This is a genomic window from Sinomonas halotolerans, assembly GCF_039615075.1.
Classification (GTDB): Bacteria; Actinomycetota; Actinomycetes; order Actinomycetales; family Micrococcaceae; genus Sinomonas; species Sinomonas halotolerans.
Map to the genome: position 1 here is coordinate 1 of NZ_JBDFRB010000017.1, position 23826 is coordinate 23826.

Consider the following 23826-nt stretch of genomic DNA (forward strand, 5'->3'; position numbering starts at 1 on the left):
CGTGTGATGTCTCAGGACCTCGTGGACAGTTCTGGTCTCAGGTGAGTGTGGACATTTCATGTCTCAGGAGTTCGTGGACACTTCGGTGGCCGGGGGCTGCTTGAGGCCGCTGCGGGGGACGAATTTGGTGCCCTTGGGCGGGCGGGGGTGGGTGAGGATCTCGGTGCCGTCCTCGTCGTAGAAGGAGATCGTGCGGGTGTCGTAGTGGACTCGGACGGTCTTGCCTGCCCAGTGGGCGCCGATGAGGAAGTGGGTGTTCAGGATGGTGACCACGCCCTTGGGCCGTGAGCCCCGCCTGCTGGCTGTGCGGGGTTCGTCCCAGGGCGGGGCGTGGTCCGGTGGCGGCGGGGCCGGTGGAGCCGCGACGGGGGTGCGGTCCCATGCCTCGCGGGGAGTGAGGTCCAGGCTGCCGTGGCCCTGGTGGACCCGCTCGGTGTTGTAGTAGTGGTCGAAGGCGTCCACCTGGGCCTGGAGCTCCTCCAGGGTCGCTGCGGCCGGCTGGGCGGCGAGATAGGTGAACAGGGTCTGGTGGAAGCGCTCGTTCTTGCCCTGGGTGGTGGGCCTGTACGGTTTTCCGGTGATCGGCTCGGTTCCGAGGCTGCGCAGGTACTCCACGAGGATGCCGGCGTGGCCGCGGCGGGACGGGTTCAGGGCCTGGCCGTTGTCGGAGAGGAAGCGCTGGGGCACCCCGTGCCGTGCGATCGCGGTCTTCACCACCGCCATCGCGGCCTCGCTGGTCTCGCCCCAGGCGGCCAGCGAGGCCAGGGCGAGGCGCGAGTGGTCGTCGATGACCTGGAAGATGGTCGCCGCGCGTCCTGCAGGCATAGGCCATTCGGTCGCGTCGATCTGCCAGCACATGTTCGGGGCCGGGTAGGTGAAGCGCTTGAACGCCGAGCGGGGCTTCTTCCGCGGCGAGGGGACGACCTCCCCGGCCCGGGAGAAAATCCGCGCGAGGGTTGCCCGGGAGGGCGGCTCGAGGCCGCGCCGGCGCATCCGGGCTGCGACGCTGAGCGGGCCGTGGTCGAAGCCCGCTCCGCGCAGCTCGGCACGGGTCTTCAACGCCATTTCCACCATCTCGGCAGGCACAGCCCGTGGGCTCGTGTGCGGCCGGTTGGAGCCCAGGTCCAACGCCGCAGAGCTTCCCTCGGCCAAGGCCTTGGCCCTGACCTTGTAGAACCACGCGCGGGAGACACCGTGCCGGCGGCAGAAATCGGACACCGCCCCACGCGGTGCATCGGCAGGCCAGGTCGCGGCCTTCATCCGGATTCGAGGATCAGGTTCAAGAGCGCTCATGGCTCGATCCCAGACCCGAACTGTCCACGGACTCGTGAGACACACTGTCCACGAGGTCCCGAGACATAAGTGTCTATTCAGTCCCGAGACAACACAAGCGCCCGACGAGCGTTTCGGGTACACGTAATTTCGTCTAGAGCCGTCTCGGGTACACCAAATCGCGCATATATCGATAGCGGCATTCTTTGGGCGAGCATTCCGCCGACGGAATTCACGGACCATCTCCAAGCACGACGACGGCCGGCGCCTTCCGTGTGGAAGGTGCCGGCCGTCGTCGTGCGTACCTGAGATGGCGCAGCGGGAAGATATCTGTACCCGAAACGCTGCTAGCGGGAGTTAGGTACCCGAAACCTCGAGTTCGCTGCGAGATATGTACCCGGAACGCTCGTGGGCGCTCTTATGTGTACCCGGAACGGGGCGGGGTCAGCGGTGGGTGGCCGTCGCGGGGCGTGCCGTCGCCGCGCTCCGGCCGAGGATGACCCCGAGGCCGAGCATCCCCACGCCGAGCAGGAGGTGCAGGACGTTGTCCGCGGCGTTGAGCGGGACGAAGTTGCCGCCGTGGTCGCCCGAGAACACGAGCCCGTAGACGAACAGGACCAGGTACACGGCCCCGCCCCAGACGAGGAAGCCCTTGGCGCCGGCGGCCGAGCGGCCCAGCATGAGGCCGAGGACACCGAACAGCAGGTGGACCACGTTGTGGAGCACGGAGACCTGGAACAGGCCCAGGAGGTGGGCGTCGGAGCTGTGCCCCGCGAAGGCGAGGCTCCCGGACGTGATGCCCGGGACGAACCCGAGGACGCCCACGAGGAGGAACACGGCCCCCACCGCGGTCGCGGCGAGCTGGACCGGCGTGCGATGCGACGTGGCTGACATGGACATGGCGTCTCCTTGAAAGTCTTCCGACAGGGTCGGTGCGGTGTGCCCGCACCGATAGTTCGGAACGCCATGCCGGCCGGATTGGACTCTGCAGGGAATTTTCCGAGGAATTTCCCAGAGTCCTCTCCGGCCGGCTCCGCGACCCCGGCCGCGGCCATCAGGAGGAGAGCGGCTCGAGCATGATCGGGTCGCTCGTGGGCTGCGGCGACCCGCCGGCCGGCTCGACCGTGACGCCCACATAGGCGGCCTGGCCCACGCCGCCCTGCAGCTCGTTCCACGTGGTCCCCTTGCCCTCCACGAGGCCCGCGGGCTTGGCGGTCCCGGCGGCGTCGATGAGCCACAGCTCGTAGACCTTGCCAGTCTCGGGAGCGGGCATGCCGATCGTCATGACGCCCGCGAGCGAGTGCTGCCTCGAGTGCGCGATGAGCAGCGTCCCGCCAGTGGGCCCGGTGGCCTCCTGCACCTTCGCGTCCGGGGCAGCGAGGATCTGGCCCATGACGGCGCTCGGCGCGGTGGTCGCCGCTGCGAGGGCGCGCAGCGCCTCGTCCCGTTCCTGCTGGACGCGCGCGCCCCAGATCCCGGCGCCGCCGGCCGCTACGAGGAGCACCGCCGCGGCGGCGGCGAGCCACCGCCCGGGTCCGGCCCACCCGCTTCCCGGCGCACGACGGCGTGACTCACCGATGGGGGTGACGGTCGCCTCGGGCGTGGGTTCGGCGGGAGGGGCCGGGAGTGGCCCCGCGTCCTTGGGAGGTGACCCCGCGTCGCTGGGACGCGACCCCGCGTTGCTGGGAGGTGACCCCGCGTCGCTGGGACGTGACCCCGCGTCGGGGGTGGGGGTGGGGGCGGGGGTTGCCGGAACCGCCGCCGAGTCGAACTGGGGCGTGACGGCGATCTGCGCCATGAGCCGGGCCTTGAGGTCCGGCGGCGGTGCGACGGGCGTCGTCGCGGCGGCGAGCAGCGCCGCGGTCTCGGCGAGCTCGCGCGCCTCCTCCGCCGTGGCGTCGCCGTACCCGAGCGAGCCCTCGAAGCGGCGCCGCTCGTCGTCGTCGAGCGCGTTGAGAGCATAGGCGCCCGTCAGCAGGTGCAGCTGGTCATCCATGGCTCACTCCCAACACGTCTCTCAGGCGGATCATTCCGTCGCGGATCCTGGTCTTCACGGTCCCCAGGGGCAGCCCCAGGGTGGTGGCGACTTCCCCGTAGGTGTAGCCGCCGTAGTAGGCGAGTCTGATCGCCTGCTTCTGCACTTCCGTGAGCGATTCGAGGGCCTTGTTGACCCGCTCGCTCTCGAGGGCCACCTCGACGCGGTGCTCCACGTCGTCGTAGCTCTCCTGGAAGTCCTTGATGCCCTCGCGCAGGTCCCGGTCAGCGGCCGCCTGAGCGGCGCGGACGCGGTCCACCGCTCGGCGGTGCGCCATCACGGTGATCCAGGCGCGGGCGCGGCCGCGGTCGGCGTCAAACCTCTTGGCCTGCTGCCAGACCTCGAGGAACACCTCCTGCGTGACCTCCTCGCTCTGGGCGGGGTCGCGCACCACGCGAAGCACGAGGCCGTGCACGAGGGGCGCGAGCGCGTCGTACAGGTGCCCGAAGGCGGCTTGGTCGCCGCGGGCCACGCGGGCCATGAGCTCATCGAGGTCGGGGGCTGGTGTCCCGCCGTCACGGTCCGGCATGTAGACCACTGTCTCACGGGTTCCCATGGCCCTCCGTCACGTTGCGCTCCCCTCCACCGTCCCCGGAGCGCTGCCCAGCTGACCGGCCGCGCTTCGGGGGGTGGCATAGGTAGTTCGGAGCGCTGGCCCCTGCGGATTGGGCTGCCGGGAGCGAGGCGCCCGCCCGTGGGCCCTTCCCGTTTCGGGTACATATGAGAACGCGAATTCCGCCTTTCGGGTACACGTCGATGTACCCGAAAGGCGGAATTCGCGTCGTTATCTGTACCCGAGACGAAGGTGGAGGTGCCGCGCGGGGCGGGGGGAATGGGAGCGGGCCAGGCGCCCCCAGCGCGCCCGGCCCGCGAACCCCCGACGGCGAGTCCCGCCGTCGTGCATAACCCCCAGCCCCGCGCGGCTACTTCGCCGCCGGCGGCATGAGGACGGTGTCCACGAGGTACACCGTCGCGTTGGCGGTCTGGACGCCGCCGCACACCACGGTGGCGTCGTTGACCTTGAGGGACTCGCCCGAGCCGGTCACCTTGACCTCGCCGCCCTGGACGGTCTTGTGCGTGCCGGCGATCGAGGCGGGCTCGATCTGGCCGGGGACCACGTGGTAGGTGAGGATGCTCGAGAGCGTCTTGTCATCGGTCTTGAGCGCCTCGATCGTGGCCGGGTCGATCTTCGCGAAGGCGCTGTCCACCGGGGCGAACACCGTGAACTCGCTGCCGTTGAGCGTGTCCACGAGGTCCACCTTCGGGTTGAGCTTCCCGGAGACGGCGGAGACCAGGGTGGTCAGGAGCGGGTTGTTGGACGCCGCGACGGCGACGGGGTCCGCGCTCATGCCCTGGATCGAGCCGGGGCCGTCCGGGTTGGCCTTCGCGTAGTCGGCGCAGCCCGGGCCCACGAGGTTCGCGGCGGGCCCGGCCGTCATCGCCGGCGTGCTCGGGCTCGCGGCGCTCGGCATGGCGGACGACGACGACTCGGTGCCTGCCGTCGTCGACCCGCCGCAGGCGGCGAGGCCCAGGCCGGCGGTAGCGGCGAGGGCGATGACGGCGGACGTGCGCTTGATGCTGATCATGGCTTCACTCCTAGGTTCACGAAGGGGCTTGCACGTGAACTTCGGAGCCGCCGCCGGAGCGGATTGGGGGGATTTCGCGGGGACCTAGTAGCCCATCCCGCCCGTGGTCTGGGTGGGGGCCGGGGTGGCCGCTGGCGAGAGCTGGGTCTGGACCATCGTCCCGTCCGGCCCGACCACGTACCAGACTCCCGCGACGCCCTGGCCGTTGACCTGCCCGGGCGCGGTGTCCTTGGCGTAGTAGTAGACGGGCATCCCATTGACGGTGACCTGCTGCTTGCCGTCCTCGGTGGCGATGCTGCCGACCTCGGCGGTCACGCCCTCGAGCTTCGGGGCGCCCTCGCTCGTCACGGCCGGCCAGAGGTCCGCGCAGCCGCCCGTGCACGCGCTCTTCTTCTCACCGGCGTTGTCCCGCGTGTAGTAGTAGACGGTCCAGCCCTCGTCGTCCACCAGGATCTCGGTGTCGCCGACCGTGCTGGTCCTGAGCGCCTCGGCCCCGCCCGAGGGGGACGACGCCGAGGCGGCCGGCGCGGGGGTGGTGCCGGTCGCCGTCGTGCCCCCGCCGCCGCCCGCGCAGCCGGCGAGCGCGAGGGCCGAGGCCGCCGCCGCGGCGAGGAGGAGAGCTGCTCGCTTGTCCATGATGTGCCCTTCCGTTCTGGAGCCTTCCAGGAGCGGGCCGGCCCTGGTGGGAGCGCCGGTCGCTGGACTGGAGACGACGCGCGGGGCCATCCGGTTCAGCCGTGCGAGGACAATGGACCGCAGCGGCCTGAACCGTCTGGGCGCGCCCGTCGTCTCACCGGGGAAGGGCCGCCGACCGCGGGGGAAGGCTGCCCGGCAGGCGGGAGGGAAGCGTGCCCATGGACGAGGACGCCGTCGCGGCGATCTACCGCGACCACGGCGCGGCGCTGCGGCGCTTCGCCCGCGGCGCCGTGGGCAGCGACGGCCAGGCCGAGGAGATCGTCCAGGAGGCCATCGTCCGGGTGTGGCGGCAGGCCCCCGAGACGACCGTGGGCCTGCGCGCGTACCTCTACCGCACGGTGCGGAACCTCATCGTGGACCAGCACCGGCAGCGCGCCCGCCGGCCCCGCACGGTTCCCGCCGAGGGGGACGGCGGGTTCGACGCCGCGGTCGACGCCGAGCGGATCGACGAGCTCCTGGACCGGATCGTGATGGAGGAGGCACTCATGCGGCTCACGCCCGAGCACCGGCAGGCGCTCGTCGCCGTGCACTACCGCCGGCTGAGCGTCCACGAGGCCGCCCTCGAGCTGGGCGTCCCGGCCGGGACCGTGAAGTCGCGCTGCTTCTACGGGCTCAGGGCCCTCCGCGCCGCCCTCGACGAGCTGGGGGTGGAACGATGAGCCTCGACCACCGCGACGCCCGGATGTCACTCGGCGCCTACCTCCTCGGCGCCCTCGGCCCCGAGGAGGCCCGCGCTGTGGAGGCCCACGTGGCCGTGTGCGCCCAGTGCCGGGCGGAAGTCGAGGAGCTCGAGACCCTGCCCGCGCTCCTGGACGCCGTCCCCGCGCAGCGCGCCCTCGCCCTCGCCGACGCCGCTCCCCTCCCCGGCGAGGCCAGCGCACCGCCGGCCCTCCTCGCTAAGGTGCGGGCACGGCGTCGTGCGCTGCGGGCGCGGGGGACGGCGGCGCTCACGGGGGCGGCCGCGGCCTCGCTCGTGCTCGGCGCCGCCCTCGGCGCGAGCGTGCTGCGGGCGCCGACCGCCCAGGGCCCGGGCACGATGACGACGGCGAGCCCGGCTCCGAGCGCGTCGCCGGCGGCGCGGTACTCCCTCGCGACGGCCGACGGCGCGCAGGTCGAGATCGGGCTCGTCGCCAAGGCGTGGGGCACCGAGCTGTCCCTCGAGTGCCGCGGGATGCCGGCCGGGGTGTTCAGCGTGTGGGTCGTCGCGGACGACGGCACGCAGGAGCGCGCGGCGAACTGGGGCTCGGCGGGCTACGCGGGCCGGGCCCTGCTCACGGGGGCGACGTCCCACCATCTCGCGTCCATCCGGGAGGTCCAGATCCGGGACGAGTCGCAGCGCACCCTCGCGAGCGTGCGCCGCGGGTGAGGGCCCCAACGCGTGGCCACGTCCCACCCGACGCGTGGCCACGTCCCACCCGACGCGTGGCCACGTCAGTGCGCCATGGTGCCCGCCGCCTCGGTGAGGCTCTTGCCCTTCGTCTCGGGTGCGAGCCACTGCGACAGCGAGGCTCCCACGAGCGCGACGCATGCCGCGATGAGCATCGTGGGGCCGGATCCGAGGCTCTCCATGGAGGTGGGCAGGAGGAAAGTGCCGAGGCCCGCCCCCACGCGGCTGACGGCAGCCGCGAAACCGGTGCCGATCCCGCGGATCTCAGTGGGGAAGACCTCCCCGGGGTAGACGCTGGTCAGCGTGTTGTACATCGCGTTGAAGAACGAGAAGACCAGGAACAGCGCGAGCACGGCGGCGGGCGGCGCGCCTGCCCAGAGCCCGATCACCGCGAGGATGGCCGTGCACAGCCACTGCGGCGGAACGGTCAGCACGCGGCGGCCGGCCCTGTCGATCAGCAGGACCGTGAGCACCACCCCGGCCAGGGCCACGGCGGCCAGCCCGACGCCCCCGGCGAGCCCGCCGCCGAGGCCATACCTGCCCAGCACGCTGTCGGCGAAGGTCGCGATCGCGAAGTACGGCGCGACCCCGCAGAACCAGAACATGGACGTGAACAGCGTTGCCCGCCAGTACTGCCGCGAGAACAGCATCCCGAACGTCCCGGTCTTGGCGTCCTCGTGCTCCACGTCGGCCATGTCGGCGGCGTCGATGAGGTACCGGTGGGCGAGGCGCCGGGCCTCGTCCCTGCGGCCGACGTTCCACAGCCAGCGCGGCGACTCGGGCAGGCCGATCCGCGCCGCGAGCAGGACCACCGCGATGGCCGTGCTCGTGCCCAGGATGGTGCGCCAGCCCAGATCGGTGAGCTCGGTGAGCAGGTAGCCGGCGAGGAACGCGACCATGAAGCCGGCGTACCACGCGATGATGGTCGCCCCGAGCAGCCGGCCCCTGAGCCGGGCGGGCGCGAACTCGGCCATGAGCGGCCAGCCGACCGAGTACTCGGTGCCGACCGCGATCCCCATGAGGAACCGCACGAGGATGAGCTGGACGGCGGAGTCGACGACGAACTGGAGGGCCGAGGCGGCCACGAACAGCGCCATGTCCGCCATGAACAGCGGCTTGCGGCCGAACCTGTCTCCCAGATACCCGCCCAGCGGCGAGCCCACGAGGATGCCCAGGAGCGCGGCGGCCGCGGTGAGGCCCTCCTCGAGCGGCGAGAGGCCCAGGTCCTCGGCGAACGTTCCGGTGACGGGGCCGATGATCCCGAGGATGTAGCCGTCGAGGAACATCCCGCCGATCAGGACGGCAGTCAGCCTGACGAGGAAGCGCCGCCTGGCGGCGGGCGACGCATCCGCGCCGGCCGTCCTCGAGCGATCCATGGCACAAGCATGCGCCCGCTGGCGCGCGGTGGACAGGTGCCGGCGTCGGTCTCCCGCCGGCGTCAGGCGACGGCGGTATCCCGGCGTTCGTTGAGGCTGCGGAGGAAGGTCTTGGTGGCCTCCGTCTGGGGATTGTCGATCACCTGGGACGGCGGTCCCTGCTCTGCGACGCGCCCCTCCGCCATGAAGACGACCTCGTCCGCGACCGCCCTGGCGAATCCGATCTCATGGGTGACCACGATCATCGTCATGCCGCTGCGCGCGAGCTCCTTCATGACCTCGAGGACCTCGCCGACGAGCTCGGGATCGAGGGCCGAGGTGGGCTCGTCGAAGAGCATCACCGAAGGCTTCATGACGAGGGCCCGGGCGATGGCGACCCGCTGCTGCTGCCCGCCCGAGAGCGTGCTCGGGTAGACATCGGCCTTCTCGGCCAGGCCCACGCTGGTCAGCAGCTTCATGGCCTCTTCGCGGACCTCGCCCGCTGGCCTGCCCAGGACGCGGCAGGGAGCCTCGAGCAGGTTCTCCAGGACGGTCAGGTGCGGGAACAGGTTGAAGGCCTGGAAGACCATTCCCGTGGCAGCGCGCTGACGGGCGATCTCCTTGGGGCGCAGCTCGTGGAGCCTGTCCCCCTTGACGCGGTAGCCGACCACCTCGCCCTTGACGATCACGGCGCCGCTCGACGGCTTCTCCAGATGGTTGATGCACCTCAGCATGGTCGACTTGCCCGACCCGGAGCGGCCGAGGATGACGACGACCTGGCCAGGGTAGATGTCCAGGCTGACGGACTTGAGCACTTCCAGGTCGCCGAAGCTCTTGCGCAGTCCGACGATCCTCACGATCGGCTCGGACCGGTCGCTCCTGCGCTCGACAGGGGGTGTGGTGGTCATGGCTGGCCCTCCTCTGCAGTGGTCGATGTGAGCATCGGGGTGGCGCGCCTGCGCGCTCCCCGGGTACCGCGACGCTTCTCGCCGGAGGCCTGGTGGCCTGCGACGCCGCGCCCGTAGTAGCGCTCGATGCGGCGCTGGAAGATGCTGAGGATGCTCGTGCACAGCAGGTACCAGAACGAGACGACGATCAGGAGCGGGATGGTCTCGAACGTCTGGGTGTAGATCATCTGGGCGGAGTACAGCAGGTCAGGCAGGGCGATCACGCTGACCAGGGAGCTGTACTTGAGCATGCCGATGACCTGGTTGCCGGTCGGCGGGACGATCACCCGCAGTGCCTGGGGCAGGATGATGCGCCGGAAGGACAGCAGGCCATTCATCCCCAGGGCGGCTGCCGCCTCGGTCTGGTGCCTGGACACCGAGAGCAGCCCGCCGCGCACGATCTCGGCCATGTAGGCGGACTCGTGCAGGGCCAGGCCGAGCAGGGCCACGGTCCACAGCGACAGCACCGAGTTGGTGGAGGCCCCGAACAGCTCGGGTCCACCGAACGGGACGCCGACGCCGAGCCGGGGGTAGAGCGCCGAGAGGTTGTACCAGAAGATGAGCTGGATCAGGAGCGGCGTCCCCCGGAAGAACCAGAGGTAGGCCCCGGCCACGCTCTGCAGGACCTTGTTCTCCGAGAGCCGGCATGCGGCCAGGATGATGCCCAGCACGATCGCGAGGGACATGCTGACCACGGTCAGGACCAGGGTGCTCCCCAGCCCTGCCATGATCTGCGGGAAGAAGAGGTAGTGCCACACGGTCTCCCACTGGAAGTTCCTGTTGGTGACCATCGAGTGGGCGAGGTTCGCGACGAGCAGCAGGAGGAAGACCGCGGCGACCGTCCGGCCGTGGTGCTTGAGCGGCACGGTCTCCTTCGCGAGGATCTCCTGGTCGACCGCAAGGGCCGATGGTGCGCTGCCCGCGGTGGACGCCGCGTGCCGCAGGCGCGTTGTCTCCTTGGCGCTATTCATGACAGCTTCTGCCTTTCACTTCTCACGCGCATCCGGCGTCAGCTGCTCGGAGCGGGGATGATCTCGGACTTGTCCACGGCGCCGAGACCACCGTTGAGCTCATCCAGGACCGCCTTCAGCTCGCCGTCCTCGATGAGCTTGTCCGTGGCGGCCTGGAAGGCCTTGGCCAGCTGGGCCGTGTCGGCGTTGTTCGCCAGGGCCAGACCGGTCTTGATCTCCGGCCCGAAGCCGAGCTTGGCCAGCTTGAACTGGCCGTTGCCCTTCTCGACCGTGTAGGCCGCCTGGCTGCCGCTGGCGAGGGACGCGTCGATGCGGCCCTGGCTGAGCGCGAGGTTGACCTGGGCCTGGGTCTGGAAGGTGTCCACCGTGGTCGCCGCACCGCCGGAGGCCTTGCAGTCATCGGCCATGGACTGGGCGGTGGCCGCCTCGGAGGACCCGAGGGAAGCCCCGATCCTCAGCCCGCAGACGTCCTCCGGCCTGTCGAAGCTGGTCTTGTCCGAGTCGGCCTTGACCACGAACTCGTCCATCGAGACGTGGTTGGTGACGAAGGTGACGACCTTGGTCCGGTCCTCGGTCACGTTGATCTCGCCCGTGGCGGCATCGTAGCGGCCTGCCTGCAGCCCGGGGATCACGCCGTCGAACGGGATGATCTTGAAGTCGACGTCGAGGCCGAGCAGGGCCGCAGCCTTGCGGGTCAGCTCGATGTCCCAGCCGGTGACCTCGCCGCCTCCCGCAGGCTCCATCACCGCTGGGGCGTACACCGCCGCTGCGACGGTGAGAGTGCCCTTGTCCCGGACGGACGCCGGCAGCATGTCCACGAGGGCGGAGTCCGCGGCGGGCGTCTCGGCGGACTGGGGCTGGGCGGGCGACGCGCCGCACGCGGCGGTGCCGAGGACGGCGCCCGCGACGACGGATGCCATGAGCGCGCCCCGCATGCGGGGGAAGCGAAGAAGGTTCATTGGTCTCTCCTGGATGACTCTCGTGGATGCCCGCCCGCGAACGGTCGGGCTGATGTCTGGATGCCGGGTGCCCTGACGGCTGGAGCCAGCTGACGGCCGGGCTCACCATCGATGTGAGCGATGGGACGGCCCGCTCGGGGGAGGAGTATGAGCTGGATCACATCGCCGATGTGATCACATATTAGAGTTAGATCAAAGATCAAAACAACCCCAGGACCGGATCTTTTCCCTCTGCGGCATACAGCTGCACCTGCACCGCGAACAGGTGCCCACGGCACCGTTGGCCGTACCGGGGTGGCCTCTATATTTGATCCATGTCGCTGTCGAAGAGGGTCGCTCCCCTGCTGCTCGCCGACCAGGTGTACGCCACGCTCCAGGAGGCGATCCTCAACGGCGAGCTGCCCCCGGGGTCCCGGCTGACCGTCCGGGAGCTCGCCGAGCAGGTCGGAACGAGCCCCATGCCAGTGCGCGAGGCGATCCGCCGCCTCGAGGAGGCCGGGCTGGTGCACCGCGAGCCGCACCGGGGAGCCGTGGTCAGGGGGCTCACTCTCGAGGAGCTGGTCCACGTCTACGACATCCGCCGCCTGCTGGAGGTCGAGGCGGCGCGCCTGGGCAGCGAGCGCATCAGCGCCGAGGACTGCGAGCGGATGCAGGCCGAGTACAGCCTCATGCGCGCCGCGATCAGGGACGGCCGGGTCGTCCCGTACCTCGACCACGACGAGGCCCTTCTGTCCATCCTGTACAACGCCGCCGGGAACCCGCTCCTCGTCCAGATGATCCGCAGCCTCTGGCAGCAGTGCCGCGCCTACAAGATCGTCGGCGCGAAGGGCTCACTGGACAGCCCGGAAGACGTCTCGCTGTGGCGCTACCAGCAGGACCTCATTGCAGCGGCGCGGGAGAGCGACTCCGCGGGAGCGGCTGCCGTGAACGAAGCGTCGCTGCTCGACGCCACGGACCGCATCAAGGCTCGGCTGGACGCGCAGGGCGAGCGCTAAGCAGGCGAGGGGCCCGGGAGTCCGGGCCCCTCGCGTCGGCCCGTCAGCGGCCCTGGTTGTGCATGACGTGCTTGGTCCTGGAGTAGTCGTCGAGGGCGTAGACGGAGAGGTCCCGGCCGTAGCCGGAGCCCTTGAACCCGCCCCAGGGGACCTCGTTGGCGAGGACGAGGTGGGAGTTGACCCACACGGTCCCGGCGTCGATCCGGGACGCGACGTCGTGGCTGCGCCTCGCGTCCTCTGTCCACACAGAGGCGGCCAGGCCGAAGGGGACGGCGTTGGCGCGGGCGACGGCCTCGGCCTCGTCGGCGAAGGTCTCCACCGTCACGACCGGCCCGAAGATCTCCTCGCGCGAGCACTCGGCGCCGTCGGGCACGTCCACGAGCACGGTGGGGGCCACGAAGTAGCCCGGGCCATCGAGCGCGGTTCCGCCGATCGCGGCCGTGATGCCGGCGGCCTTGGCGCGCTCGAGGTAGCCGAGGACGCGCTCGTAGTGGCCCTTCGAGTTCAGCGGGCCGATCTCGACTTCCTTCCCGGCCCCGGGCTCGCCGACGACGAGCGTGCTGACCTCCTTCACGAGGAGCGCGGTGAACTCCCCGGCCACCGACTCGTGCACGAGGACGCGGCACGCGGCCCCGCACTCCTGGCCCGAGTTCCAGTACCCGGCGGCCCGCAGCGAGGACGCCGCTGCGGCGAGATCGGCGTCGTCGAACACGACCACGGGCGCCTTGCCGCCGAGCTCGAGATGAACGCGCTTGAGCGACTCCGCCGCCCCGCGTGCCACGGCCTGGCCGCTGCCCACAGACCCGGTGAGGGCGATCATCGCGATGCCGGGGTGCTCCGAGAGCCGCTGGCCGACCACCGAGCCGCGGCCGGTGACGACGTTGAACACGCCGGCGGGGAGGATGTCCGCGACGAGCTCGGCGAACTTGAGGGTGGTGAGCGGGGTCTGCTCCGAGGGCTTGATGACCAGGGAGTTCCCGGCGGCGAGGATCGGCGCGATCTTCCACGCGCCCATGAGGAGCGGGTAGTTCCACGGCGTGACGACGCCGACGACGCCGAGCGGCTCGCGGAGGATCAGCGAGAGGTGGTCGTGGGCGTAGGTCCCGGCGGCCATGGACGTGGTAGCGCGCAGGGCGCCGGCCATGAAGCGGAAGGTGTCGACCGTGCCCGCGACGTCGTCCTCGGAGACCATGGACGGCTTGCCGGTGTTGGCGGACTCGAGCCGGACCAGCAGGTCGGCGTTCTCGGCCAGGCGGTCCGCGATGCGGTGCAGGATCTCGGAGCGCTCCTTGGGCACCATCCGGCCCCACTCTGCCTGGGCGGCGAGCGCGGCGGCGACGGCGGAGTCGACCTCCTCCACCGTGCCCGAGGCGACGGAGGCGATCTCGAGGCCCGTGCACGGGTCGATGACCGCGGTGGGCGTGGCGCCCCGCCCGGGCCGGAAGGAGCCGTTGATGAAGTGCTCGCCCGGGGGGAGCTCGGCCTCCGTGACGATGGGACCGGCCTGGGAGCGGCGGACCTGTGTCGGGGCGCTGGTGGAAATGCTCATGGAGGCCTCCTCAGCCGACGTTCTGGTAGAGGGCGGACAGGGCGTTCCGCAGGCGGGCGTGGTCCTCGGCGCCCAGCTCGGCGGTGGGGCGCCGCGGCGAGCCGGCCGGGAGGCCCTGGAGGGCGAGGCCCGCCTTGACGGACGGGATGAACGGCACGGACAGGAGCGCGTCGATCACTGGGTAAAGGGCGTTCCACCGCTCGCGGGCGCCGGCCAGGTCGCCCTCGGCGATGCGGCGGGCGACGTCGACGATCTCGTTCGGCACGACGTTCGCCGTCCCCGCCATGACCCCGGCCGCCCCCTCGACGAGCGCGCTGTACAGGTAGGCGTCCCAGCCGATGAACGTGCCGATCACGTCCCTGTGGTGGTGGATGAGCTGGAGGGCCTGCTCCCAGTTCGCGCTCGAGTCCTTGATGTAGCGGATGGTCGGAACGTCCTCGGCGAGCGAGCGGACCGTGGCCGGGTCCAGGTTGACGCCCGTGACGGCCGGGATGTTGTAGAGCATGACCGGGAGGTCCACCGACCCCGCGACGTCCTTGATGTACGCGACCGTCTCCGCGACGGACAGCGGCTCGTAGTACGGCGTGATGAGCATGAGCACGTCAGCGCCGGACTTCTCGGCGGCCTTGGAGAGGCGGACGGCCTCGGCGGTCGAGGTCGCCCCGGTCTGCGCGATGACGGGGACGCGCCCGGCGGTGTGCTCGATGACGGTGTCGATGAGGAGAAGGCGCTCGTCCGAGGAGAGCGCCCCGACCTCGCCGGTCGAGCCGGCGGCGACGACGCCGTCCACCCCGGCGTCGATGGAGCGGTCGACGACGCGGCGGAGCGTCGCGGTGTCGATCGCCTCGTCCGCCGTGAAGGGGGTGGCGAGGGCGGTGAGGACGCCCGTGAGGTGCTGGGAGCTGTGCTGCTGCGACATGTGCTGTTCTCCTGGTGGTGCGGTGGAAAGCGTGGGTGGATCAGGCGCCGGAAGCGAGCCGGAGCGGCTGAACGGCGCCCTGCCGTTCAGTGGCGAGGAGGCTCGCGGCTTCCTGGGCTGCCGAGAACCCGGTGGTGATGGAGCTCTCGGTGTACAGGGTCCCGAGGTAGTCCCCGGCGAGGAAGACCCGGTCGGTGCCGCGCATGAGGGTGGACTGGATCTTGGCCCGGCCCGGGAAGCAGTAGGGCGAGGCAACCGCCCACCGGTCCGTCTGGGCCTCGACCACGCTGTCCGCGAAGCCGTGCCCGAGCACGGCGTCCAGGTCCGCGAGGTGGGTCTGGACGACCTCCTCGTCGCTCTTGTCGAGCAGGGCCCGGCCCAGGGCGGCCGGGGAGAACGTCATGAAGCTCCCCCCGGGCTTCCGCACGGACTCGGTGCCGCGGACGATGCTGGCCTGGTTGAGCGCGATCGCGAACGAGCGCTTGGGCGCGGCGATCGCGTAGATGTCGTCCCACGGCCGCGCCGTGGTCTCGTCGGTCAGGAACGCCGTGCTCACGTGGGGGCCGTACTTGATCTGCGCGAGTGCCCCGCGCAGCTCCTCGGGAAGGTCCACCCCGATCCGGTGCGAGACGTCCGCCGTGGTCGCCAGGATCACGGTGCGCGCCTCGACCTCCCGGGCGACCCCGCCCTGGAGGTAGCGCACCAGGACCGAGTCCTTCCGGTGCACGACCTCCTGCACCGCCGCCCCGAGCTGGACACGGTCCCCCAGAGCGGCCGCGATCGAGCCCGTCAGCGTCGACGGGCCCCCCACGATGCCCCGGCTCAGGCCCTGTCCGAAGCCGAGGACAAGGCTGAAGTAGCCGATCCCCGCCCCGGCCGAGATCTGGTCCATGTCCCCGGCCGAGCGGGTGACCGTCGTCTTGAAAAGCGCCGCCGCGTCCTCGGAGAGGTCCCCGATGAAGTCCTCGAACGTGGACTCGTTCTCGAAGTCGTAGATCCGCTGCTGCCGCTGTGCGCCCGACTCCCCCGGGCGCTTGCGCACCACGCCCGTGTACTTCGCGACCCCCGCGACGACCTTCAGCCCCGCCCGCAGCGTGTCGATGCGGGACGAGAGGGACATGGGGATCCGGAACGGGTACGTCGCGATGTGCCCCTCGCGGATGAACTTCCCGTTCATCGACAGCGCCTGCAGCGACCCCGGGATCTGCACGGCGCTGACGCCGACCTCGCCCAGCAGGGCGTCCGTGGACGACCCCTCGCCGGCGAACACATGCCCGCCCCAGTTGAGCCAGTAGTCACCGCGCCGCTCGGAGCGGATGCGGCCGCCCACGCGGTGCTCCGATTCGAGGAGCACGGTGTCCCAGTGCCGCAGCCGCCAGGCTGCGGAGAGGCCGGCGAGGCCGCCTCCGACGATCACTGCGTCTTTCATGTCAGGTCCTTATGGGTTCGAGAGGGTTCGCGCGGTTCAGAGTGCGGCCGTGGCCTTGGCCCGCGAGGGCGCCGGCGCGGGGTCGAGCGCTGCGGCCTGGCCGAGGGTGAGGCCGCGGGTCTCGGGGGCCCAAGCCATCGAGACAGCCATGCCCAGGAGGGTGACGATCGCGGCGATGACCATGGTGGTGCCGATGCCCAGGCCGGTCAGGGCGAGGGGCACGAGGTAGGTCCCGGTCGCGGCGCCGATGCGGCTGAGCGAGGAGGCGAGGCCGACGGCGGATCCGCGCACCTCGGTGGGGAACAGCTCGTTCGGGTAGACCCACTGCATGATCTGCGTGCCGCCGATCAGGAGGGCGTAGGCCGCGAAGAGGGCCATGATCACCACCGGGTCGGCCTCCGGGAACAGGCCCAGGCCGAGCAGGGCGAGCCCGCTCCAGAGGAAGCTGTGGATGATCAGCGGGCGGCGGCCCATGCGGTTGACGAGGAACACGGCGACGAGGCATCCGACGAGGAACATGACCGTGATGGCCGCGGAGCCGATGTGGGCGAGGTCGCCGCCGAGCTTGAGGGCCTCGAGGATGGCGGGGCCGAACGCGTAGACGGCGAACAGCGGCACGATCGAGCAGGTCCAGAAGATCGTGATGAAGGCCATGCGCCTGCCGTAGCCGGACTTCACGAGCTGGCCGAGGGTCACGTTGGAGCTGGTCTCCTCGGGGAGGTCGGCGAGGGTCACGTTCGGCCCGTAGACCTTCGCGAGGACCGCGTTCGCCTCGTCGGTCCGGCCCATCTTCGCGAGCCAGCGCGGCGACTCGGGGGTGCCCATGCGCAGGAGCACGATGGCGAGTGCAGGCACAGCCGAGCTCGCCAGCATCCAGCGCCACCCGTCGTCGAACGTCAGCAGGAACTGGCCGACGATGTAGGCGACCGCCGCGCCGACGAACCACATGGTGACGAACGCGCCCAGGAGGGGACCGCGCCAGCGGCTCGGGGTGAACTCCGCAAGGAGGGAGGTGGCGATCGGGTAGTCGGCGCCGACGGCGAAGCCGATGAGGAGCCGCAGAATGATGAGCCAGAACGCGTCGCCGACGAAGGCCTGGGCCACGGAGCAGGCGACGAGGGCGATGAGGTCCACGGTGAAGAGCAGGTGCCTGCCGAACTTGTCCGTGAGCCAGCCGCCGAGGAAGGCGCCGAAGAAGATGCCGATCAGCGCGGCCGCTCCGATGAGGCCCTGCTGCGACGGCGTGAGGTTGAACTCCGGGGTGATCTGGATCATCGCGACGCCGACGATGCTGAGGATGTACCCGTCCACGAACGGGCCGCCCGAGGAGTAGAGAGCGAGCTTCTTGTGGAATGACGACAGCGGGGCGTCGTCGACTACGTGGGACATCGGGGTGGTCCTTTCGCCAAGCGGACGGGCTGGTGTGATACATACCACCCTAAGATGTGATCAAAGATCACACAAGGCCATCCTGTGAACTCGGCGTAAAGGAGTTCTCCCCGCCTATATTTGGTCCGTGCCCATCTCCAAGCGCGTCGAGCCCACCCTGCTGACCGACCAGGTCTACGCCAAGATCCACGAGGCGATCCTCAGCGGGGAGCTCCCGGCCGGCTCACGGCTGCGGGTGCGGGACCTGGCGGAGCAGGTGGGGACGAGCGTCATGCCCGTCCGCGAGGCGATCCGCCGCCTCGAGGAGGCCGGGCTGGCCGAGCGCGAGCCCCACAAGGGAGCCGTGGTCAAGAACCTCTCCCTCGAAGAGCTCGTCCACGTCTACGACGTGCGCCGCCTGCTCGAGACCGAGGCGGCCCGTCTGGGCGCCCTGCAGGTGACCGCCGAGGAGTGCGACAGGATGCAGGCCGAGTACGAGGCCATGCGCACCGCGATCGACGAGGGCCGCGTCGTGGCCGTGCTCGACCACGACGAGGCCATGCTCACGATCCTCTACGAGGCCTCCGGGAACCCCGTGCTCGTGCAGCTGATCCGTGCGCTGTGGCAGCAGTGCCGCGCGTACAAGATCGTGGGCGCGAAGGGCTCGCTCGAGTCCGGGAGCGACGACTCCCTGTGGCGGTACCAGCAGGACCTCATCAAGGCCGCCCGGGACAACGACCCCGAGGCTGCCGCAGCCGTCAACACGGATTCGCTCCTCGACGCGAGCGACCGCATCAAGGCCAGCCTCGCCGCGCAGGCTGGCGCCTGACGCGGATCCGGCCACGAGAGCGTCCCCTGGCTGACGAGTGGCCACGCGTTGGGTGAGACGTGGCCACGCGAAGGGCGGGAGGTGGCCACGCGTTGGGTGGAAGGTGGCCACGCGTTGGGTCAGCCGAGCATCCCGCGCAGGGTGAGCGCGTTGCGCACCGCGTTCCCCTCGCCGTCGTTGTTGAAGTAGGCGAAGACCTCGTGCCCGGCGGCGTCCCATTCGCGGATGCGCTCGGCCCACCAGCCCAGGTCCGGATCCGAGTACGAGCCCGCGTAGAGGTGGTGGTGGTCCGGGCCGTGCAGCCGGACGTACACGTGCTGGGCCGTCGCCTCGAGGACGCACGGCAGGCCCGCGCCGCTCATGATGCAGTACGCCGCCGCGTGCCGCCGGAGGATGCCGAAGACGGCCGGATCGTGCCAGCTCGGGTGGCGGAACTCCACCGCCACCCTGATCCACGGCGGGAGGGCGCCGAGGAACCAGTCCAGCCGCGCGTCGTCGCGCGCGTGATGCGGCGAAAGCTGCACGAGGAGCACCGCGCGGCGCGGGCCCAGCTCATGCCAGCCCTCCGCGATGCGCGCCGCCCACGCCTCGGGCGAGTAGAGCCGCTTGGCGTGCGTGAGCCCGCGCGGCGCCTTCACGGAGAACGCGAAGCCCTCGGGGAGACGACGGCGCCAGCCGGCGAACGCCGTCGTGCGCGGCCAGCGGTAGAAGCTCGCGTTCAGCTCGACCGTGGAGAAGGAGGACGTGTAGAAGCCGAGGCGGTGCCACGGCGGCGTGCCCGGCGGGTACAGCACCGAATCCCAGTGGCCGTAGCTCCATCCCGACGTGCCGATGTTCCACCCCATGGCCCTCAGGGTAGCGGCCGGTCTCCGCGCGTTTGGCGGGACGGTCCTCGGGTATCGGCACCGCATGGCTACTTGCGACATGTGCGGGAATGACTACGACAAGGCCTTCACCCTGACGCAGGGCGAGAAGTCCGGGACCTTCGACAGCTTCGAGTGCGCGATCCACGCCTTCGCACCGAGCTGCGGGCACTGCGGCTGCCGGATCCTGGGCCACGGGGTCGAGTCGGGGCAGGGGATGTACTGCTGCGCCCACTGCGCCGAGGCGAGCGGGGTCCAGGGGCTGACGGACCGCGTCCAGTAGGCGAGCCGTGGCTGCTCTGCGCGGCGTCCTCTTCGACGTGGACGGGACGCTGATCGATTCCACCTACCTCCACACCATCGCCTGGTGGCACGCCTTCCGGGGCTTCGGGCACACAGTCCGGATGAACGCGATCCACCGCTGCGTCGGCATGGGCGGCGACAGGCTCGTGGACAGCCTCCTCGGCCCGGACCGCGACAGGGAACAGGACGGGGCGGTCAAGGACGCGCACGCCGCGGTCTTCTCGACGCTCTGGCCGTACCTCACGGCGTTCGACGGCGCCCGCGACCTCCTCGTGCAGTGCCACAGGGCGGGGCTCAAGGTCGTCCTCGCCTCCTCCGCCCGGGAGCAGGACCTGGGTGTGCTGCGTGCGACGCTGGGCGCCGACGACATCGTGGACGCGGCCACGAGCGCAGCGGACGCGAAGGAGTCCAAGCCGGCGCCGGACATCCTCATCGCCGCGCTGGACGCCGCGGAACTCGAGGCGGAGGAGGTGCTGTTCGTCGGAGACGCCGTCTGGGACGTCCAGGCCGCCGGCGCCCTCGGGATCGAGACGATCGGCGTGGCCTCAGGGGGATACAGCGCGGCGGAACTGCGCGAGGCGGGAGCGGCGGAGGTCTTCGACTCGCCGCGGAGCCTCCTGGAGAACCTGCGGGACAGCCTCATCGGCCAGCGGATGGCCTGAGGACGAGGAAATACCGGCCCACCCGGCGCGGTTGGCACCACCGGCGGGGTCCACAGCACGGGCCCCACCCTGCTCTGAACCCCTGAGAAGGAGACCCCCTTGCAGACAGAGACTTCGACTTCACTGTTCTCCCCCGTCACCATCGGCTCGACAGAGCTGGAGAACCGCGTGGCACTCGCCCCCATGACCCGGATCAGCGCCACCGAGGACGGCTTGGCCACCGAGCGGATGGTGGCCTACTACGAGGGCTACGCCAAGGGCGGGTTCGGCCTGCTCATCACCGAGGGCATCTACACCGACACCGCGTACAGCCAGGGTTACCTGAACCAGCCGGGCATCGCCACCGAGGAGCAGGCCCGCAGCTGGGTCCCGGTGGTCGAGGCGGCGCACGCCGCCGGTGCCAGGATCTTCGCCCAGCTCATGCACGCCGGCTCCCAGGCCCAGGGCAACCGGTTCGTCGACTCCACCGTGGGGCCCTCCGCCGTGGCGCCTCGGGGGGAGCAGCTGCCCTTCTACCGGGGCGAGGGCCCGTACTCCGTGCCCGCGGCCATTACCGCCGAGCAGATGCAGGAAGTGCGGGACGGCTTCGTCGCCGCGGCGCTCAACGCCAAGGAAGCCGGATTCGACGGGGTGGAGATCCACGGTGCCAATGGCTACCTCCTGGACCAGTTCCTCACCGACTACTTCAACCAGCGCACCGACGAGTACGGCGGCTCCCCCGAGAACCGCGTGCGCTTCCCCGCCGAGATCGCCCGGGCGGTCCGGGAGGCCGTGGGCCCGGACTTCACGGTGGGGATCCGCATCTCCCAGGCCAAGGTGAGCGACCATGACCACAAATGGGCCGGCGGCGAGGACGAGGCGCGCGTCATCTTCTCCACGCTGGCGCGGACCGGCGTCGGCTTCGTCCACACGACCGAATACCGGGCGTACGCCCCTGCCTTCGGCGAGGGCGGGAAGTCCCTCGCGCAGCTCGCCAAGGAGCACTCGGGACTGCCCGTGATCACCAACGGGCATCTGGACGACCCGGCGACGGCGGAGTCGATGCTGGGCGACGGCGGCGCCGACGTCGTCGCCCTCGGCAAGGCCGCCCTCGCGAACCGCGACTGGCCTGAGCGGGTGCGCACGGGCCAGCCCCTCGGCGACCTGGACGGGAGCCTCTTCAGCCCCGTGGCCGACGTCAAGGACTGGGAGATCGAGCTCTCCTGATCCCCGCCTGACTGAGCAGGACGCGGGACCGCCGCACCGGCACCCCGGGGGCCGCCCGCCGCGCGTGACGCGGTCGGCGGTCCTCCCCCGTGCCACCCCAATCCGCGACGGGCCCCCGCCCCGAACAGGAGGCATGGGCGAGAACATACTGATCGGCTTCCTCGGCGGGCTCATCACGGGCATCTCGCCGTGCATCCTCCCGGTCCTCCCGGTGATCTTCTTCTCCGGTGGGCTGGACAGCGCGAGGCGCGCGGCGCCGTCGTCCGTGCCCGCCTCGAAGGGGACGGCCCCCCATCTGGGCGGCCCAGACCCCCACCCCGGCGGCCCAGACCCCCACCTCGGCGGTCCAGCCCCCCATCTCGGCGGGAACGGGAGCGGGAGGGAGGCCTCCCGGTGGCGGCCGTACCAGGTGATCGCGGGGCTCGTGCTGAGCTTCAGCGTGGTGACGCTGCTGGGCTCGCTGGTCCTCTCCGCGCTGGGGCTGCCCCAGGACGTACTGCGCTGGGCCGGGATCGCGGTGCTCACGGCGGTGGGCGTGGGGCTCATGGTCCCCCGGTTCGAGGAGCTGCTGGAGAAGCCCTTCTCGTGGATCCCCCAGCGGCAGGTGGACGCGCGGCGCGGCGGGTTCGGGCTCGGCCTCGCGCTCGGCGCGGTGTTCGTCCCGTGCGCGGGGCCGGTCCTCGCGGCCATCACCGTCTCGGGCGCCACCGGGCAGATCGGGCCGGAGACCGTGGCGCTCACGCTCGCGTTCGCCGTGGGCGTCTCCGCCCCGCTGCTCTTCTTCGCCCTCGCCGGCCGAGGCCTGGCCGAGCGGCTCAAGGCCTTCCGCCGCCGCCAGCGCGCCATCCGCATCACCGCGGGCGCGCTCATGATCGCCCTCGCCGTCGGCCTCGTCTTCGACGTCCCGGCACGGCTCCAGCGGCTCATCCCGGACTACACCGCCACCCTCCAGAACGAGCTCGCGCCCACTGCCGGCGGCCCCCTCGACCTCGGCGGCCTCGTCACCGACGAGAACCGGCAGCTCTCCAACTGCACCCAGGGCGCCACGGAGCTCGAGGACTGCGGTCCCGCGCCCGAGCTGCGAGGCATCACCGCGACCCTCAACACGGGCCAGCCCGACTCCGAGCCCCTCACGCTCGAGGGCCTGCGCGGCAAGGTGGTGCTCGTGGACTTCTGGGCGTACTCGTGCATCAACTGCCAGCGCTCCCTGCCGCACATCGTGCGCCTGCAGGAGGCGTACCGGGAAGCTGGGCTGACCGTGATCGGCGTCCACACCCCGGAGTACGCGTTCGAGCGCGAGCAGCGCAACGTCGAGGACGGCATCCGTCAGCACCGCATCAACTACCCGGTGGCGATGGACAACTCCTACTCGACCTGGTCGGCCTACCGGAACCGGTTCTGGCCAGCGCAGTACCTCATCGACGCGGCGGGGAACGTGCGCCATATCCACCAGGGCGAGGGCGGCTACGCGGCCACCGAGCAGCTGGTCCGCGAGCTCCTCACCCAGGCCAATCCGGGCGTGCAGCTGCCGGATCCGATCGAGGACGGCAGCACGTCAGCCCCCGAGGCCGGCAGCACCACCCGCGAGACGTTCCTCGGGGTCGCGAAGCAGGTCAACTACGCGGGACCGGAGCAGTACCGCACCGGGCCCGGCGTGTACTCGTTCCCCGCGGAGCAGCCCGCGGACTCGTTCGCGCTCTCGGGCCCGTGGACGCTCGAATCCCAGCGTATCGTCGCGGCGCCCCCGGCGGGCGCGGAGGCTGGGCAGGCGGACGACGCCGGCCGGTCGCGGGGCGCCGACACCCCACCGCGCGTGCGGCTCAACTTCACGGCCAGCCAGGTCCAGACCGTGGCCGGGGGGACGGGGACGATCACCGTGAAGGGCCCCGACGGCGAGCGCACGATCGAGATCAGCGGCACGCCGCGCTCCTACGTCGTCCTGGACGGCGAGTCCTCGCGGAAGGGGACGCTCGAGATCGAGGCGAGTGCCGGCGTCGAGCTCTACTCCTTCACGTTCGGGTGAGACCGCGGACGGGCGTTCGTTCGTGCTCGTTATGGACCGCGGAGGCGGCGCGCCGGGACCGACACGCCGCCTGAGGGCCCCTGCGGGTGCCGGACACGAGCACGAGCGCGCACTGGGCCGGGAGGCCCGACCGATCAGCCGCCCGCGAGGAAGCCGTGATCCCCGTTGCAGGCATATCCCGGGCTGGGGATGTAGTCCTTGTACCCCTGGATGACCAGGGCTCCGTAGTTCTGCACGTGCCCGAGGTACTCGCCCTCCTTACCCGGGTGGTAGGCGTTGAGGCCCGAGAAGGCGCAGATGGAGTTGGCGACGTAGTCCTTGACCGGCGTCCACTCGCCGGTCGCGAACCCGTCATCGCCCGGAGGTCCGGTGACCTCGCCGGCCAAAGCTGAACCTGCGCCCGCCAGAACCAGCATCGGCGCCATCACTGCTCCCGCGAGCCACGTCTTCACACGCATGGTGAGTCTCCTTC

General features: G+C 70.9%; 24 protein-coding genes. 8 read left to right on the forward strand and 16 right to left on the reverse strand.

Annotated elements, in window-relative coordinates; genetic code table 11:
- Nucleotides 1-63 precede the first annotated feature (63 nt).
- The 6 genes from ABCQ75_RS14305 to ABCQ75_RS14330 form a co-directional block, all read right to left on the reverse strand.
- Nucleotides 64-1218 (reverse strand): integrase core domain-containing protein, encoded by a 1155-nt coding sequence (locus ABCQ75_RS14305; protein ID WP_345886028.1) that lies wholly within the window; start codon nucleotides 1216-1218, stop codon nucleotides 64-66.
- A gap of 498 nt (nucleotides 1219-1716) precedes the next feature.
- The gene (locus tag ABCQ75_RS14310) at nucleotides 1717-2172 is read right to left on the reverse strand and encodes a DUF4383 domain-containing protein (protein WP_345886219.1); all 456 of its coding nucleotides are present in this window, start codon (nucleotides 2170-2172) and stop codon (nucleotides 1717-1719) included.
- A gap of 154 nt (nucleotides 2173-2326) precedes the next feature.
- Nucleotides 2327-3268, reverse strand: coding sequence for an anti-sigma factor domain-containing protein (locus ABCQ75_RS14315; protein ID WP_345886220.1), 942 nt, complete (start codon nucleotides 3266-3268; stop codon nucleotides 2327-2329).
- Nucleotides 3261-3863, reverse strand: a complete 603-nt coding sequence (gene sigK / locus ABCQ75_RS14320; protein ID WP_427916113.1) for an ECF RNA polymerase sigma factor SigK — start codon at nucleotides 3861-3863, stop codon at nucleotides 3261-3263. The genes ABCQ75_RS14315 and sigK overlap by 8 nt, the downstream gene beginning before the upstream one ends.
- Before the next feature lie 367 nt (nucleotides 3864-4230).
- Nucleotides 4231-4893: a fasciclin domain-containing protein gene (locus ABCQ75_RS14325; protein ID WP_345886222.1), complete on the reverse strand. Its 663-nt coding sequence runs from the start codon at nucleotides 4891-4893 to the stop codon at nucleotides 4231-4233.
- Nucleotides 4894-4977: 84 nt separating this feature from the next.
- Nucleotides 4978-5529: a COG4315 family predicted lipoprotein gene (locus ABCQ75_RS14330; protein WP_345886224.1), complete on the reverse strand. Its 552-nt coding sequence runs from the start codon at nucleotides 5527-5529 to the stop codon at nucleotides 4978-4980.
- A gap of 212 nt (nucleotides 5530-5741) precedes the next feature.
- On the opposite strand from ABCQ75_RS14330, the gene ABCQ75_RS14335 reads away from it, so the two are divergent.
- The gene (locus ABCQ75_RS14335; RefSeq protein WP_345886226.1) at nucleotides 5742-6248 is read left to right on the forward strand and encodes a sigma-70 family RNA polymerase sigma factor; all 507 of its coding nucleotides are present in this window, start codon (nucleotides 5742-5744) and stop codon (nucleotides 6246-6248) included.
- A complete protein-coding gene (locus ABCQ75_RS14340) occupies nucleotides 6245-6955 on the forward strand; it encodes an anti-sigma factor family protein (RefSeq protein ID WP_345886227.1) in 711 nt (236 codons plus the stop codon). The genes ABCQ75_RS14335 and ABCQ75_RS14340 overlap by 4 nt, the downstream gene beginning before the upstream one ends.
- 65 nt (nucleotides 6956-7020) lie before the next feature.
- Here ABCQ75_RS14340 and ABCQ75_RS14345 read toward each other — a convergent pair whose 3' ends face one another.
- From ABCQ75_RS14345 to ABCQ75_RS14360, 4 genes are all read right to left on the reverse strand, one after another.
- On the reverse strand, nucleotides 7021-8352 hold the full coding sequence (locus ABCQ75_RS14345) for an MFS transporter (protein ID WP_345886229.1): 1332 nt from the start codon (nucleotides 8350-8352) through the stop codon (nucleotides 7021-7023).
- Nucleotides 8353-8414: 62 nt separating this feature from the next.
- A complete protein-coding gene (locus ABCQ75_RS14350) occupies nucleotides 8415-9239 on the reverse strand; it encodes an amino acid ABC transporter ATP-binding protein (RefSeq protein WP_345886230.1) in 825 nt (274 codons plus the stop codon).
- On the reverse strand, nucleotides 9236-10249 hold the full coding sequence (locus ABCQ75_RS14355) for an amino acid ABC transporter permease (RefSeq protein WP_345886231.1): 1014 nt from the start codon (nucleotides 10247-10249) through the stop codon (nucleotides 9236-9238). The genes ABCQ75_RS14350 and ABCQ75_RS14355 overlap by 4 nt, the downstream gene beginning before the upstream one ends.
- 38 nt (nucleotides 10250-10287) lie before the next feature.
- Complete coding sequence (locus tag ABCQ75_RS14360) at nucleotides 10288-11208, reverse strand: transporter substrate-binding domain-containing protein (RefSeq protein WP_345886233.1); 921 nt, start codon at nucleotides 11206-11208, stop codon at nucleotides 10288-10290.
- A 314-nt stretch (nucleotides 11209-11522) separates the two neighbouring features.
- Between ABCQ75_RS14360 and ABCQ75_RS14365 the strand changes: the two genes are divergently transcribed.
- Entirely contained in the window at nucleotides 11523-12203 is a 681-nt protein-coding gene (locus ABCQ75_RS14365) for a GntR family transcriptional regulator (RefSeq protein ID WP_345886235.1), read from the forward strand.
- A 43-nt stretch (nucleotides 12204-12246) separates the two neighbouring features.
- Here the strand turns inward: ABCQ75_RS14365 and ABCQ75_RS14370 are convergent, their stop codons facing one another.
- From ABCQ75_RS14370 to ABCQ75_RS14385, 4 genes are read right to left on the reverse strand one after another with little or no spacing between them, the layout of a single operon-like run.
- On the reverse strand, nucleotides 12247-13752 hold the full coding sequence (locus ABCQ75_RS14370; RefSeq protein WP_345886237.1) for an aldehyde dehydrogenase family protein: 1506 nt from the start codon (nucleotides 13750-13752) through the stop codon (nucleotides 12247-12249).
- A gap of 10 nt (nucleotides 13753-13762) precedes the next feature.
- The gene (dapA, locus tag ABCQ75_RS14375; protein WP_345886238.1) at nucleotides 13763-14671 is read right to left on the reverse strand and encodes a 4-hydroxy-tetrahydrodipicolinate synthase; all 909 of its coding nucleotides are present in this window, start codon (nucleotides 14669-14671) and stop codon (nucleotides 13763-13765) included.
- Nucleotides 14672-14711: 40 nt separating this feature from the next.
- Nucleotides 14712-16100, reverse strand: coding sequence for a protoporphyrinogen/coproporphyrinogen oxidase (locus ABCQ75_RS14380; protein WP_345886239.1), 1389 nt, complete (start codon nucleotides 16098-16100; stop codon nucleotides 14712-14714).
- A gap of 36 nt (nucleotides 16101-16136) precedes the next feature.
- Nucleotides 16137-17489: an MFS transporter gene (locus tag ABCQ75_RS14385; protein WP_345886240.1), complete on the reverse strand. Its 1353-nt coding sequence runs from the start codon at nucleotides 17487-17489 to the stop codon at nucleotides 16137-16139.
- Nucleotides 17490-17616: 127 nt separating this feature from the next.
- On the opposite strand from ABCQ75_RS14385, the gene ABCQ75_RS14390 reads away from it, so the two are divergent.
- The gene (locus tag ABCQ75_RS14390; protein WP_345886242.1) at nucleotides 17617-18297 is read left to right on the forward strand and encodes a GntR family transcriptional regulator; all 681 of its coding nucleotides are present in this window, start codon (nucleotides 17617-17619) and stop codon (nucleotides 18295-18297) included.
- A 119-nt stretch (nucleotides 18298-18416) separates the two neighbouring features.
- Here the strand turns inward: ABCQ75_RS14390 and ABCQ75_RS14395 are convergent, their stop codons facing one another.
- On the reverse strand, nucleotides 18417-19142 hold the full coding sequence (locus ABCQ75_RS14395; RefSeq protein WP_345886243.1) for a DUF72 domain-containing protein: 726 nt from the start codon (nucleotides 19140-19142) through the stop codon (nucleotides 18417-18419).
- Nucleotides 19143-19206: 64 nt separating this feature from the next.
- On the opposite strand from ABCQ75_RS14395, the gene ABCQ75_RS14400 reads away from it, so the two are divergent.
- From ABCQ75_RS14400 to ABCQ75_RS14415, 4 genes are all read left to right on the forward strand, one after another.
- Nucleotides 19207-19443, forward strand: coding sequence for a hypothetical protein (locus tag ABCQ75_RS14400; RefSeq protein WP_345886244.1), 237 nt, complete (start codon nucleotides 19207-19209; stop codon nucleotides 19441-19443).
- Nucleotides 19444-19450: 7 nt separating this feature from the next.
- Entirely contained in the window at nucleotides 19451-20125 is a 675-nt protein-coding gene (locus tag ABCQ75_RS14405; protein ID WP_345886245.1) for an HAD family hydrolase, read from the forward strand.
- Nucleotides 20126-20224: 99 nt separating this feature from the next.
- On the forward strand, nucleotides 20225-21331 hold the full coding sequence (locus ABCQ75_RS14410) for an NADH:flavin oxidoreductase (protein WP_345886247.1): 1107 nt from the start codon (nucleotides 20225-20227) through the stop codon (nucleotides 21329-21331).
- A 133-nt stretch (nucleotides 21332-21464) separates the two neighbouring features.
- Complete coding sequence (locus ABCQ75_RS14415) at nucleotides 21465-23354, forward strand: cytochrome c biogenesis protein DipZ (protein ID WP_345886249.1); 1890 nt, start codon at nucleotides 21465-21467, stop codon at nucleotides 23352-23354.
- Between the two features lie 134 nt (nucleotides 23355-23488).
- On the opposite strand, the gene ABCQ75_RS14420 is transcribed toward ABCQ75_RS14415, so the two are convergent.
- Entirely contained in the window at nucleotides 23489-23812 is a 324-nt protein-coding gene (locus ABCQ75_RS14420; protein ID WP_345886250.1) for a hypothetical protein, read from the reverse strand.
- Nucleotides 23813-23826: the final 14 nt, after the last annotated feature.

Bases quoted from the DNA above. Each gene is read 5' to 3' on its own strand.
- dapA (WP_345886238.1), bottom strand. From the start codon at position 14,671: ATGTCGCAGCAGCACAGCTCCCAGCACCTCACGGGCGTCCTCACCGCC.
- ABCQ75_RS14315 (WP_345886220.1), bottom strand. From the start codon at position 3,268: ATGGATGACCAGCTGCACCTGCTGACGGGCGCCTATGCTCTCAACGCG.
- ABCQ75_RS14385 (WP_345886240.1), bottom strand. From the start codon at position 17,489: ATGTCCCACGTAGTCGACGACGCCCCGCTGTCGTCATTCCACAAGAAG.
- ABCQ75_RS14380 (WP_345886239.1), bottom strand. From the start codon at position 16,100: ATGAAAGACGCAGTGATCGTCGGAGGCGGCCTCGCCGGCCTCTCCGCA.
- ABCQ75_RS14330 (WP_345886224.1), bottom strand. From the start codon at position 5,529: ATGGACAAGCGAGCAGCTCTCCTCCTCGCCGCGGCGGCGGCCTCGGCC.
- ABCQ75_RS14360 (WP_345886233.1), bottom strand. From the start codon at position 11,208: ATGAACCTTCTTCGCTTCCCCCGCATGCGGGGCGCGCTCATGGCATCC.
- ABCQ75_RS14355 (WP_345886231.1), bottom strand. From the start codon at position 10,249: ATGAATAGCGCCAAGGAGACAACGCGCCTGCGGCACGCGGCGTCCACC.
- ABCQ75_RS14420 (WP_345886250.1), bottom strand. From the start codon at position 23,812: ATGCGTGTGAAGACGTGGCTCGCGGGAGCAGTGATGGCGCCGATGCTG.
- ABCQ75_RS14365 (WP_345886235.1), top strand. From the start codon at position 11,523: ATGTCGCTGTCGAAGAGGGTCGCTCCCCTGCTGCTCGCCGACCAGGTG.
- ABCQ75_RS14340 (WP_345886227.1), top strand. From the start codon at position 6,245: ATGAGCCTCGACCACCGCGACGCCCGGATGTCACTCGGCGCCTACCTC.
- ABCQ75_RS14310 (WP_345886219.1), bottom strand. From the start codon at position 2,172: ATGTCCATGTCAGCCACGTCGCATCGCACGCCGGTCCAGCTCGCCGCG.
- ABCQ75_RS14325 (WP_345886222.1), bottom strand. From the start codon at position 4,893: ATGATCAGCATCAAGCGCACGTCCGCCGTCATCGCCCTCGCCGCTACC.
- ABCQ75_RS14370 (WP_345886237.1), bottom strand. From the start codon at position 13,752: ATGAGCATTTCCACCAGCGCCCCGACACAGGTCCGCCGCTCCCAGGCC.
- ABCQ75_RS14415 (WP_345886249.1), top strand. From the start codon at position 21,465: ATGGGCGAGAACATACTGATCGGCTTCCTCGGCGGGCTCATCACGGGC.
- ABCQ75_RS14350 (WP_345886230.1), bottom strand. From the start codon at position 9,239: ATGACCACCACACCCCCTGTCGAGCGCAGGAGCGACCGGTCCGAGCCG.
- ABCQ75_RS14395 (WP_345886243.1), bottom strand. From the start codon at position 19,142: ATGGGGTGGAACATCGGCACGTCGGGATGGAGCTACGGCCACTGGGAT.
- ABCQ75_RS14345 (WP_345886229.1), bottom strand. From the start codon at position 8,352: ATGGATCGCTCGAGGACGGCCGGCGCGGATGCGTCGCCCGCCGCCAGG.
- ABCQ75_RS14400 (WP_345886244.1), top strand. From the start codon at position 19,207: ATGGCTACTTGCGACATGTGCGGGAATGACTACGACAAGGCCTTCACC.
- sigK (WP_427916113.1), bottom strand. From the start codon at position 3,863: ATGGGAACCCGTGAGACAGTGGTCTACATGCCGGACCGTGACGGCGGG.